3 protein-coding genes are annotated in these 13,640 nt (G+C 74.6%); 1 reads left to right on the plus strand and 2 read right to left on the minus strand.

Going from position 1 to position 13,640, the window contains the following annotated elements; all coding sequences use genetic code 11:
* Positions 1 to 5 precede the first annotated feature (5 nt).
* Positions 6 to 6,491: a thioester reductase domain-containing protein gene (locus AC07GB_RS09990; protein WP_478843813.1), complete on the plus strand. Its 6,486-nt coding sequence runs from the start codon at positions 6 to 8 to the stop codon at positions 6,489 to 6,491.
* Between the two features lie 100 nt (positions 6,492 to 6,591).
* Here the strand turns inward: AC07GB_RS09990 and AC07GB_RS09995 are convergent, their stop codons facing one another.
* Both AC07GB_RS09995 and AC07GB_RS10000 read right to left on the minus strand, forming a co-directional pair.
* Positions 6,592 to 7,743, minus strand: coding sequence for an acyltransferase family protein (locus AC07GB_RS09995; protein ID WP_478843447.1), 1,152 nt, complete (start codon positions 7,741 to 7,743; stop codon positions 6,592 to 6,594).
* A 400-nt stretch (positions 7,744 to 8,143) separates the two neighbouring features.
* A complete protein-coding gene (locus AC07GB_RS10000; RefSeq protein WP_478843448.1) occupies positions 8,144 to 13,636 on the minus strand; it encodes a type I polyketide synthase in 5,493 nt (1,830 codons plus the stop codon).
* Positions 13,637 to 13,640 lie beyond the last annotated feature (4 nt).

Consider the following 13,640-nt stretch of genomic DNA (forward strand, 5'->3'; position numbering starts at 1 on the left):
AGCAGATGAACAAGGACGAGAAGCTCCTCGACTACCTCAAGTGGGTCACCGCGGACCTGCACAAGGCCCGGGCCCGGGTCGAGGAGCTGGAGTCGAGCCGCTCCGAGCCCATCGCCGTCGTCGGCATGGGCTGCCGCTACCCCGGCGGCGTGACGACGCCGGACGAGCTGTGGCGTCTGGCCGCCGACGGCGTCGACGCGATCTCCGGTTTCCCCGCCGACCGCGGCTGGGACGTGGACGACCTGTACGACCCGGACCCCGACGCCGTGGGCAAGGTCTCCGCGCGCGAGGGCGGGTTCCTCAGCGACGTGAAGGGCTTCGACGCGGCCTTCTTCGGGATCTCGCCGCGCGAGGCCCTCGCGATGGACCCGCAGCAGCGGCTGCTCCTGGAGACCACGTGGGAGGCGATCGAGCGGGCCCGCATCGACCCGCGCTCGCTGCGCGGCAGCGACACCGGCGTGTTCGTCGGCGTGATGTACACGGGCTACGCCTCCGATGTCGACGCCTCGGCCGCGGGCACCGAGGGCTACATGATGACCGGGATGCTGACCAGCGTCGCCTCGGGCCGGATCTCCTACCTCCTCGGCCTCGAAGGGCCGACGGTCACCGTGGAGACGGCCTGCTCCTCGTCGCTGGTGTCGATCCACCAGGCGGTGTCGGCGCTGCGGGGCGGCGAGTGCTCGCTCGCCCTCGCCGGCGGGGCGATGGTCCTGCCGGTGCCGGACCCCTTCGTGGAGTTCTCACGGCAGCGCGGTCTCTCGCCCGACGGCCGCTGCAAGGCGTTCGCGGCCGCCGCCGACGGCACCGGCTTCTCCGAGGGCGTCGGCGTCCTCACCCTCGCGCGGCTCTCCGAGGCCCGGCGGCGGGGCCTTCCGGTCCTCGCGGTGATCCGCGGCAGCGCGGTGAACTCCGACGGCGCCTCCAACGGTCTGACCGCCCCCAGCGGGCCCTCGCAGCAGCGCGTCATCCGCGCGGCCCTGGCCAACGCCGGGCTCTCCCCCGCCGAGGTCGACGTCGTCGACGCGCACGGCACGGGCACGATGCTCGGCGACCCCATCGAGGCCCAGGCGCTCCTCGCGACCTACGGCACGGCCCGCCCCGACGGACAGCCTTTGCTGCTGGGCTCGTTGAAGTCGAACATCGGTCACACGCAGGCCGCGGCGGGTGTCGCGGGTGTCATCAAGATGGTCATGGCGATGCGCCACGGCGTGGTTCCCAGGACCCTCCATGTCGACGAGCCCACGCCTGCCGTGGACTGGACGGCGGGCGCGGTCGAGCTGGTCACGGAGGAACGCCCCTGGCCGACGACAGGACGCCCGCGCCGCGCCGCGGTGTCCTCGTTCGGCGTCAGCGGCACCAACGCGCATCTGGTCGTCGAGCAGGCTCCGGCGGAGGAGCCCACGGTGGAGGGGTCGACGGGTTCGCTGCCGGTGGTGCCGGTGGTGGTGTCGGCTCGCAGTGCGGGGGCGTTGCGGGCGCAGGCGGGGCGGTTGGCGTCCGCGGTGGGTGAGGGGTTGTCGCTGCTGGATGTGGGTGTGTCGGCGGTGCGTTCGCGTGCGGTGGCCTTCGAGCACCGGGCCGTGGTGATGGCCGCCGACAGCGAGGAACTGCTCTCCGGGCTGGGGGCGTTGGCTCGGGGTGAGTCGGGGCCGGGCGTGGTGTCGGGGGTGGCGGGTGAGGGCCGTACCGCGTTCTTGTTCACGGGGCAGGGCGCTCAACGCGCCGGTATGGGCCGGGAGTTGTACGAGACGTTTCCGGTGTTCGCGGCGGCTTTCGATGAGGTGTGTGCGGGGTTCGAGGGGTTGTTGCCGGGGTCGTTGAAGGAGGTGGTCTTCGACGGTGTCGGGCTGGATGAGACGGGGTGGACGCAGCCGGGGTTGTTCGCGGTCGAGGTGGCGTTGTTCCGCCTGGTGGAGTCCTTGGGTGTGGTGCCGGACTTCGTGACGGGGCATTCGATCGGTGAGCTGGCGGCGGCGCATGTGGCGGGGGTACTGGGCCTGGCGGACGCGTGCCGGGTGGTGGCCGCCCGGGGCCGTCTGATGCAGGCCCTGCCTGCGGGCGGCGCGATGGTGGCGGTGCAGGCCGGTGAGGCCGAGGTCCTGGAACTCCTTGCGGGGCATGAGGACCAGGCCGGTATCGCGGCGGTCAACGGCCCTACCTCCCTGGTGATATCCGGCGTGGAGGACGTGGTCACCGCTATCGCGGAGGTGCTGCGGGAGCGGGGGCGTAAGACCAGCCGGCTCACGGTCAGTCATGCCTTCCATTCGCCGTTGATGGATCCGGTGCTGGAGGAGTTCGCGGCGGTCGTCGAGGGTGTGACCTTCCAGGCGCCGGTCATTGCGATGGCAGCCGACGTGGAGGAAGTGTGTTCGCCCGGGTACTGGGTGGATCACATCCGCCGTGCGGTGCGTTTCGCCGATCACGTCGTACGCCTGCGGGAGCAGGGCGTGACCCGGTTCGTGGAGATCGGTCCCGATGGTGTCCTCACGGCGATGGGCGCGCAGAGTGTGGAGGCGTCGTTCATCGCGTTGCAGCGCCGTGAGCAGCCCCAGGTGCGCACCGTGCTGGCCGGTCTGGCGCAGGTGCACGCGGCCGGGCATGAGGTGGAGTGGGCGCGGCTGTTCACCGGCACCCCCGCGGCCCTGGTGGACCTGCCGACCTACCCCTTCCAGCACCAGGACTACTGGCTGGACAGCACCTCCGCGGCAGCGCGGCACACGGCCGGGCTCGGGCTCGCCGCGCCGGGGCATCCGTTCCTCACCACGGCCGTCGAACTCGCCGGTGGTGACGGCGCGGTGTTCACCGGGCGGCTCTCGCTGCACGCCCACCCCTGGCTCGGCCACCACCGCGTCGGCGGCACCGCGGCGCTGCCCTCGGCCGCCCTGGTCGAGCTGGCGGTCCGCGCCGGTGACGAGGCCGGCTGCTCAGGCGTCGCCGAGCTGACGGTCGGCACCCCGCTGACCGTGCCCGAGAGCGGCGGCGTCCAGGTGCAGGTGGCCATCGGGGCCGCGGGCGAGGACGCGTACCGGCGGATCACCATCAGCTCGCGGCCCGACCGGGACGAGCAGGGCGCGCCGTGGCGGACGCACGCCACGGGCCTGCTCACCGAGGCGCAGCCCGCGCCCCTGGTCTCCCTGGACGCCTGGCCGCCGCCGGGCGCGGCTCCGGTCGGGCTCGACGGCCTCTACCAGCGGCTCGACGAGAAGGGCTACGCGCACGGGCCGGTGTTCCAGGGGCTGCGCGCGCTGTGGCAGCGGGACGACGACCTGTTCGCCGAGGTGCGGCTGCCCGACGACGCGGACCTGAACACGTTCGGGATCCACCCCGCGCTCCTCGACGCGGCGCTGCACCCGCTGCTCGCCGCGGGACGCGACACCACGGGGCTCTCCTGGCACGGCTTCAACCTGTACGCCTCCGGGCCGCGCACGCTGCGGGTCTGGCTCAGGGCCAAGGGCGACGACGCGTTCCGGCTGTGGCTGGCCGACGACTCGGGTGAGCCGGTCGCCGAGGCCCGCGCGCTGCGGCCGACCCCGGTGGCGCCCGCCGAGCGCGCCGACGGGGCGACGGGTGACTCGCTGTTCCACGTGGTCTGGTCGCCGGTCGCCCTGCCCGACCCGGAGGACCTCACGTCCACCCGCCTGGCCATCCTCGGTGACACTCCGCTGGGCGGCCTGGGGCGGCGCGTCGAGAGCGTCGCGGACGCCGCGGGGGACGTCCTCGTGGCCGTACTCGACGGGACGGCCGGGGACACGACGGCCGGCACGGCGGACACGGTGGACTCGGCGCACCGGAGCACCCTGCGGGCGCTCGAACTGGTCCGCGCCGGCCTCGCCTCGGAGACGTCCCGGCTCGTCCTCGTCACGAGGAACGCCGTCGCCACGCACGACGGCGAGGACGTCGACCTCGGCCCGGCCCCGGTATGGGGCCTCGCCCGGTCCGCCCAGGTCGAGAACCCCGGCCGGATCACCCTGATCGACCTCGACGGCGACCCGGCGAGCGCCGAGCGCCTCGCCGCCGCGATCGCCTCGGGCCACGAGCAGGTGGCCCTCCGCGCGGGCCGCGCGAGCACCCCGAGGCTGGCCAGGGTGCGCCCGGCCGCCACGGCCGCGCCGGAGTTGGCGCCGGAGGGGACGGTCCTTGTCACGGGTGGTACCGGTGCGCTGGGCGCGCTGTTCGCCCGGCATCTGGTCACCGCGTACGGCGTCCGGCATCTAGTCCTGACCAGCCGCCGGGGCCCCGAGGCCCCCGGCGCACGGGAGCTGGAGGCGGAACTGACCGCGCTCGGCGCGCGCGTACGCGTCCAGGCCTGTGACGCCGCCGACCGTGACGCGCTCCAGGCCGTCCTGGACGCCATCCCCGCCGAACACCCCCTCACCGGGATCGTCCACACCGCAGGAGTCATCGACGACGGCATCATCACCGCCCTCACCCCCGAACGCGTCTCGGCCGTCCTGCGACCCAAGATCGACGCCGCCTGGCACCTCCACGAACTCACCCGCGACAAACCCCTCGCCCTCTTCGCCCTCTTCTCCTCCGTCGCCGGCGTCATCGGCTCGCCGGGGCAGGCGAACTACTCGGCCGCCAACCTGTTCCTCGACGCGCTCGCGCAGCACCGCAGGGCGAACGGGCTCCCGGCCGACTCGCTCGGCTGGGCGGCGTGGGCGCAGGAGCACGGCATGGCCTCGCGGCTCTCCGAGGTCGACTGGAGCCGGGCGACGCAGTCGGGCCTGCGGCCCATCTCGCCGGAGGAAGGGCCCGAGCTGTTCGACGCGGCGCTCTCCTCCCCGTACGCGGTGACGGTCCCGATGCACCTGGACGTCGCCCTGCTCGAACGGCAGCCGGGGCCGCTCTTCCCGGTGCTGCGAAGCCTGGTCCGCAGGCCCGACCGGCGCGTGGTCGCCGCGGCGGCCGCGCACAGCGGGCAGCTCGCCGAGCGCGTCGCCGAGCTGGACGAGCCCGGCCGGCGTGAGCTGCTGCTCGACCTGGTGCGTACGTCGGTGGCGGCGATCCTCGGCCACGGCAGGACCGACGGCATCACCCCCACCACGGTCTTCACGGACCTCGGGTTCGACTCGCTGACGGCGGTCGAGCTGCGCAACCGCCTGGAGAGCGAGACGGGTCTGCGCCTGCCGCCGACCCTGCTGTTCGACCACAACACCCCCGAGGCGCTCATCGGCCACCTCCGCGCGGAACTGGCAAGCCGCACCGAGGCGCCCGCCCGGTCCACGGTGGACTTCGCGGCCGAGGTGCGGCTCGCCGACGACGTGGTCCCGGCCGCCGAGGTCGTCACCGTGGTCGCGGACCCCGGGCAGGTGTTCCTCACCGGCGCGACCGGGTTCGTCGGCGGCTTCCTGCTGAGGGACCTCATGCGGTCGACCGGGGCCACCGTGCACTGCCTGGTCCGGGGCGCCGACGAGGCGGCGGCGCTCGACCGGCTGCGCGCGGGCCTGACCTGGTACGGCATCTGGGACGAGATCGACCCCGCCCGTCTGGAGGTGCTCCCGGGCGACCTCTCCGAGCCGCGCTTCGGCCTCTCCGCCGAGCGCTACGACCGGCTCGCCCGCGAGGTCGACGCGGTGTACCACGCGGGCGCCACCGTCAACTGGCTGCACCCGTACCAGTCGTTGAAGGCGGCCAACGTCACCGGCACCGAGGAGGCGCTCCGGCTCGCCGCGCTGCACCGGACGGTGCCGCTGCACTACGTGTCGAGCACCGGCGTCTTCGCCAAGGCGGCGCCCGGCGGCGCCGGTCTGACCCCCGCGGACCCGACCGGCCCGCCGGAGGAGCTGACCAACGGCTACCGGCAGAGCAAGTACGTCGCCGAGAAGATCATCGGGCTCGCCCAGGAGCGCGGTCTGCCCGTGTCGGTCCACCGCGCCGACGTGATCTCCGGGGCGCGGACCGACGGCGCCTGCCAGACCCGCGATTTCGTCTGGCTGAGCCTCAAGGGCAGCCTCCAGGCGCGCAAGGTGCCGAAGGGCGCGAACGCGCTGTTCCCGATGGTGCCGGTCGACTACGTCAGCGCGGCCGTCCTGGAGCTGTCGCGCACGGCGGAGAGCCGGACCTTCCACCTGTTCAACCCGGTGGCGGTCAGCTTCGCCGACATGGTGACGCGCCTTCGCGCCTCCGGTTACGTCCTGGACGAGGTGTCCTGGGACGAGTTCGAGGCCACGGTCCGCGACGACCGGGACAACGCGCTCTTCCCGACGATCGACATCTTCCGCGCCTACATGACCGCGGGTGAGGCCCTGTACATGCGGGTCGACGTCAGCGAGACGGAGGACGCCCTGGCCGGTACGGGCATCGCCTGCCCGGAGATCGACGCCGAACTGTTCGCCACGTACACGCAGTTCTTCGCGAACGCCGGATACTTCCCGGCCCCCGAGGGCACCCCCCAGGAGCGCGGGACGCACGCCCCGGACCCCAACAGCACCCGCACCCGCCAGGGGCGCGGGGAACTGCGCGACCAGCCACAGTCGGCACGCGGCTGAACGACGGCCCGGCGCGGCACCTCCGGTAAAGCGCTGGGGCTAGGCACGGAGGGCCGGACGCGTCCCCGAGACGCGTCCGGCCCTCCGGCACGAGAGGCGCTCAGTCCAGCACGCGCTGCCCCTCCACCCTCGCCGGAGGCGGAACCGCGGTGACCGTGGCCGGGCGGTGCCGGCCGAAGCGCCGCATCAGGGGCCTCTCCACGCACCAGTACAGGATCGTGGCGGACACCACGGCCGCCGCGAGCAGGACGAGCACCATGAGCGAGCCGGTCGCGAGCGAGAAGGTGCGGGTGGGCCCGATCCACTCGGCCGCCGTCATGATGATGATCCAGTGGACCATGTAGAAGGCGAAGGAGATCTCGCCGAGGAACACCATCGTGGGCCGGCGGAACACCGACGCGGTCCCCCGCAGGTCCGCGACCGCCGCGGCGGCGATGAGCGGCGCGGTCCACACCGTCGACACCCCTGCCGTGCCCGCCAGGTACGGCAGCTTCAGGGCGAGCACATAACCGGCCGCGGCGAGCGCGAAGGCGGGTACCAGGCCGACGCGCGGCCACCTGCCCGCCGCGACGATCCGGGCCAGGACGATGCCGAGGACGAATTCGAGGGCACGGACCGGCGGAAAGAAGTACACGAACCACACCTGGTCGAAGGAGACCTCGCCGGTCAGACCGAAGCCGATGAGGCCGGGCCGGTCGCTCACCGCGTACGTGGCGACGAGGAAAGCCCCCACGATCAGCGCGACCACCGCGGCGAGCGCCGGCCACAGCCATTCCTCGCGGATGCGGCGCACCACGGGGAACAGGACGGGAAAGGCCAGATAGAAGAAGAATTCGCACGCCAGCGACCAGCTCACCCCGTTGACGGCCGAATTCGTCCGGACGTCCGGGAACCACGCCTGCTGCATGGTCAGGGACGCGAGCCAGTCGACGGTGCGCGTGGGCCGGTCCGTGCTGAGCACGAAGACGGCCGCGAGACCGAAGGTGACCCAGTGCAGGGGCCCGATCTTCACCAGGCGGCGGCGCCAGAACGACGGCGTCGTGTCGCTCGGGCGCGCCGTCCAGGCCAGGACGAAGCCGCTCAGGATGAAGAAGAAGCCGACGCCGTACGAGCCGGAGAGGGCGAAGGCGTCTCTGAGCCGCACCCCCGTGTCGCCCGGGATGAGCCGGGTGTACCAGACGACGTGCGTGGCGAAGACCATCAGAGCCGCCACGAAGCGCAGACCCGTCAGGGACGGCAGCCGCGTCAGCATGCGATCCGCCCGGAAATCGCCGTGCTTGAACTCGGCCGAAAACAGACGGAATTGCTCTGTGATCGCGCAGGAATGGCCCGCGCCATCGGGTAACCTGACATGGGGTGCCTCCGTACCGGAAAGCGAATGTGACTGGGCATCGGCAGACTGGCACGCTTTCCCCCGCGCGCGGTCATGTCGCGGTAACCGCGCGCCTCGTACGGAATTACCGCGCGGTGGGCGGCGCGTTCCGGCGGCATTCGTGAAGCTTCGGAAGCGGCATGCGTGAAGCCCCCGGAAAAGGACACGCAGAAGCGGAGGGCCCGTTCGGAACATCGGCCGATGCCCCGAGCGGACCCTCCGCGGCTCTCGGGCCCGCCGCCCGCGGCGCCTCAGCGCGCGGTCACGGCGGGCTCCCCGCTCAACTGCCGTCCAGGAACTGGAACAGCTCCTCGTCCGTCGCGTCCGTGACGTCCAGGCGCGGCCCGGACCTGCCGGCGTCCCGCAGCGTGCGCAGCTTCACGAGGAGGCCCTCGATCCGCTGCGCGATCTCCTCCCCTTCGGGCCCGGCCGCCGAGGACTCCGTCAGGGCCGCCTCGACCCGGTCAAGCTCCGTCAGGACCGAGCCCGGCACGGGGCGCGGTGCCCGGTCCGCCAGCTCGCGGACCAGCTCCCGGGCGACGGCGACGGCCGTCGGATGGTCGAACACCAGCGTCTGCGGCAGCCGCATCCCGGTCTCCGCGCCGAGCCGGTTGCGGAACTCCACGGCGGCCACCGAGTCGACGCCCAGCTCGGAGAACGCCCGGTCGGGAGCCACCGTCCGGCCCGCCGGATAGTCCAGGACACGGGCCATCTCCGTGCACACCAGGTCGAGAAGGACCTCGTAGCGGCCCTCCTCCCCAAGACCGGCGAGCCGGTCGGCGACGAAACCCGCGCCCACCGGCGCCGGGCGCGCGGCGCGCGGCGCGGCGCCCCGGCCCGCGAGCCGCCGCAGGATCGGCGGCACGTCCGTCTGGGCGCGCATCGACGCCAGGTCAAGGGCCACCGGCACCAGGACCGGCTCGTCGAGGCCGAGCGCCGCGTCCAGGAGTGCCACGCCCTGCTCCGACGAGGACAGGGTCACGCCGAACCTGGCGAGGCGGGCCAGGTCCATGTCCGTCAGGTGCTCGGTCATGGTGCTGCGCTCGGCCCACATGCCCCACGCGAGAGACACACCGGGCAGGCCCCGGGCACGGCGGTGCTGCGCGAGGGCGTCCAGATAGGCGTTGCCCGCCGCGTAGTTGGCCTGGCCCGCGGGGCCGATCAGGCCGGACATCGAGGAGAAGAGGACGAACGCCGACAGGTCCAGGTCACGGGTCAGCTCGTGCAGGTTCCACGCGGCGACCATCTTGGGGCCGAGGACCGCGTCGAGCCGCTCCGGGGTCAGGTCGGTGAGCACCCCGTCGTCGACGACACCGGCCGCGTGCACGACCCCCGTCAGCGGGGCGTCGGCCGGGATGTCCGCGAGCACGCGGGCGAGCGCGGCCCGGTCGGAGGTGTCGCAGGCGGCCAGGACGACCTCGGCCCCCAGCTCGGTCAGGTCGGCCGCCAGCTCCGCGCCGCGCGGCGAGTCCGCGCCCGTGCGGCTGACGAGCACCAGGCGCCGCACCCCGTGCGCGCTCACCAGGTGCCGGGCCACGACCCCGCCGAGCGTGCCGGTGCCGCCGGTGACGAGCACCGTACCGGCGCCGAACGCCCCCTCGGGCGCGGCGGAACCGGCCGCTTCCGCCCGGGCGACGCGGGGCACGAGCACCCGGCCCCGCCGGAGCGCGAGCTGCGGCTCCTGGCCGAGGAGCGCGGCGAGTTCGCCCCACGCCACGGGCCCGGCCGCCGCCTCCTCCACGTCCACCAGGGCGAACCGCCCCGGGCTCTCGGTCTGCGCCGAGCGCACCAGGCCCCACACGCCCGCCTGGGCGAGCCCGTCGACCGGCTCCCCCGGCGCGGTGCCGACCGCGCCCTCGGTCACCAGGGCGAGCGTGCCGGAGGCGAACCGCGCGTCGGCGAGCCACTCCTGCATGACGGCGAGCACGTCGGCGGTCACCCGCCGGGCGTCAGGGCCGGCCGGGCAGCGCAGGAACACCACACCCGGGTCGTCGGGAACCTCCGCGAGGTCCTGTACGAGCGTCCAGCGGGCAGCGGCGGCGGCCTCCGCGGGCGCGGCCGGCCAGTCGACGCGGAACATCGAGTCCGCGGGCGCGCCCGGCCCTTCGGCGGGCATCCGCCGCACCCGCAGCGCGTCGACCGACGCCACCGGCACCCCGGCGGTGTCCGTGAGCCGCACCGACACCGCGTCCGTCCCCGCGCCCGCCATCCGCACCCGCAGCGCGGCCGCCCCGGTCGCCGAGAGGGACACGCCCGACCAGGCGAAGGGCAGGACCGCGCCCTCCGCGCCGTCCACCCCGCCCGCGCCGTCCGTGCCGCCCGCTCCGTCCGCGCCGTCCGTGCCGTCCGCGCCGTCGAAGAAGGAGCCGAACCAGATGGTGTGCAGGGCCGCGTCGAGCAGCGCCGGGTGCAGGCCGAAGCGGTCCGCGTCGGCCGCTGCCTCCGGGGGCAGGGCGACCTCCGCGAACACCTCGTCGCCGCGCCGCCACAGCGCCGAAAGCCCCTGGAAGACCGGGCCGTAGTCGTAGCCCCGCGCGGCGAGGCCCGCGTACAGGTCGCCGAGCGCGACCTCCTGGGCGCCCTCCGGCGGCCACACCGCGGCCTCGAAGCCCGCGGGCTGGGCCCAGTCGGCCAGCGAGCCCTCCGCGTGCCGGACCCACGCGCCGCCGTCCGCCTGCGCGTGCACCGACACCGCCCGGTGGCCCGAGTCGTCGGCGTCCTCGACCACGACCTGGACCCGGGCGCCGGACCGCTCGCCGATGACCAGCGGGGCGTGCAGGGTCAGCTCGTCGAGCAGGCCGCAGCCGACCTCGCGGCCCGCGCGCAGGACCATCTCCACGAACGCCGCGCCGGGCACCACCACCCGGCCGAACACGGCGTGGTCGGCCAGCCACGGCTGGGTCTCAAGGGACAGCCGGCCGGTCAGGACGGTCGCGCCGGACTCCGGCAGCGGGAGCACCGCGCCGAGCAGCGGGTGCTCCCCCGCGGTCAGGCCCGCGGCCCGCAGGTCCCCGGCCGCCGCCGTCGCGTCCATCCAGTACCGCTCGCGCTGGAAGGCGTAGGTGGGCACCTCCACGGCCCGCGCGCCGGACCCGGCGAAGACCTGGTGCCAGTCCGCGTCCACGCCGTGCGCGTACGCGGCGGCGAGCGCGGTCAGGGCCGTGGCGGCCTCCGGCCGGTCGGCGCGCAGGACCGGCACCGCGACCGGCGCGGGCGCCCCCTCCCGCTCCGTGAGGCAGCCCTCGGCCATCGTGGTCACCCCGGCGTCGGGGCCCGCGCCGACGAACCGGGTGACCCCGTCGTCCTGGAGGCGGCGCACCGCCGCGGCGAACCGCACCGGCTCGCGGACCTGGCGCACCCAGTACTCCGGCGAGCAGACCGTCTCCGCCGTCAGCGGCTCACCGGTGACGGTCGACACGATCGGCAGGACCGGCTCGTGGAAGGCCACCCCGGCGAGCACCTCGCGGTAGGGCTCCAGCATGGGGTCCATCAGGGGTGAGTGGAACGCGTGGCTGACCCGCAGCCGCCTGGTGCGCCTGCCGAGGGCCGCGAAGTGCCCGGCGACCCCGAGGACCGCCTCCTCGGCGCCCGAGACGACCACGGACCGGGGCCCGTTGACCGCGGCGATGCCGACCGCGTCACCGGCGGTGCCCGCCAGGGCCTCGGCGACCTCCTGCTCGGTGGCCTGCACCGACACCATCGCGCCGCCCCCGGGCAGCCGCTCCATCAGCAGGCCGCGCGCCGCCACCACGCGGCACGCGTCCGCAAGCGTCCACAGGCCCGCGACGAAGGCCGCCGCCAGCTCGCCGATCGAGTGCCCGGCGAGGATCTCGGGGCGGACGCCCCAGGAGCCGAGGAGCCGCGCCAGGGCCACCTCGACCGCGAACAGCGCGGGCTGCGCCCACCCGGTCCGGTCGAGCAGGTCCCCGGCGCCGGTGTCCGCTCCCTGCTCCGCGAACAGCACCTCGCGCAGGGGCCGTTCGAGCAGCCCGTCGAAGCCCGCGCACACCTCGTCGAGCGCCGCCGCGAACACCGGGAACGCCGCGTACAGCTCGCGGCCCATGCCGAGCCGCTGGCTGCCCTGCCCGGCGAACACGAAAGCCGTGCGGCCCCCCTGCGCGATGCCGCGCACCACGCCGGAGCCGGAGCCGCCGCCCGCGATCGCCCGCAGGCCCGTGAGCAGCCCCTCCTGGTCCCCGGCCACCACGGCGGCCCGCTGCTCGAACGCCGTCCGGGTGGTCGCGAGGGAGAAGGCCGCGTCGAGCGGGTCCAGGGAGTCCACCGCGCCGAGCAGCTGCCGGGCCTGGGCGGCGAGGGCCTCGGGGGTCCTGCCGGACAGCACCAGCGGCACGGCGGGCAGGGGTACGCGCTCCTCCCGCGCGGTCTCCTCCGCCTCGGGGGCCTGCTCCAGGACGAGGTGCGCGTTGGTGCCGCTGATCCCGAACGACGACACCGCGGCCCGGCGCGGCTCGCCCGTCACCGGCCACTCGCGGCGCTCGGTCAGCAGGTTCACCGCCCCCGCCGACCAGTCCACGTGCGACGACGGGGCGTCCACGTGCAGGGTCCGGGGCAGCACGCCGTGCTGGAGCGCGAGGACCATCTTGATCACGCCGCCGACCCCGGCGGCGGCCTGGGTGTGCCCGATGTTGGACTTGAGCGAGCCGAGCCACAGGGGGCGGTCGCGCTCGGCGCCGTAGGTGTCGAGGACGGCCTGCGCCTCGATGGGGTCGCCGAGGCTGGTGCCGGTGCCGTGCGCCTCGACGGCGTCCACGTCCGCGGTGGTCAGGCCCGCGTCCTTGAGGGCCTGCCGGATCACCCGCTGCTGCGCGGGGCCGTTGGGCGCGGTCAGGCCGTTGGAGGCGCCGTCCTGGTTGACCGCGCTGCCGCGCACCACGGCGAGGACCGGGTGCCCGAGCCGCCGGGCGTCACTGAGCCGCTCCACCAGGAGCATGCCCGCGCCCTCGGCCCAGCCGGTGCCGTCGGCGGCGTCGGCGAAGGACTTGCAGCGCCCGTCGGGCGACAGGCCGCGCTGCCGGCTGAAGGCGACGAGCATGCCCGGCGTCGACATCACCGTGGCGCCGCCCGCGAGCGCCATCGCGCACTCGCCCCTGCGCAGCGACTGGACCGCCAGGTGCAGCGCGACGAGGGACGACGAGCACGCCGTGTCGACGGTGACCGCGGGCCCCTCGAAGCCGAAGGTGTACGCGATCCGCCCGGAGGCGACGCTGTTGGTGGTGCCGGTCAGCAGATGCGCCTCCGCGCCGCCGGCGGCCTGGTGCAGACGGGGTCCGTAGTCCGGCGACATGGCGCCCGCGAACACCCCGACCCGGGCGCCGCGCAGCGAGGCCGGGCGCACCCCGGCCCGCTCCAGGGCCTCCCACGAGGTCTCCAGGAGGAGCCGCTGCTGCGGGTCCATGGCCACCGCCTCGCGCGGCGAGATGCCGAAGAACTCCGGGTCGAAGTCCGTGGCCCCGCGCAGGAATCCGCCGCGCCGGGTGTACGTACGCCCTGGCGTGTCGGGGTCCGGGTCGTACAGCCCCTCGCTGTCCCAGCCCCGGTCGGAGGGGAACACGGTGATCGCGTCGCCGCCCGCGTCGAGCAGCCGCCACAGCTCCTCCGGCGAACCGACGTCACCGGGGAAGCGGCAGCCCATGCCGACGACGGCGATCGGCTCCCGGCTCGCCCGCTCGGCGTCCGACAACCGCTGCTTGGTCTGCTTCAGTTCGGCCGTGACCCGCTTGAGGTAGTCGACCAGCTTCTCTTCGCTTTGCACAAAG

The organism is Streptomyces sp. NPDC045778 (genome assembly GCF_056431945.1).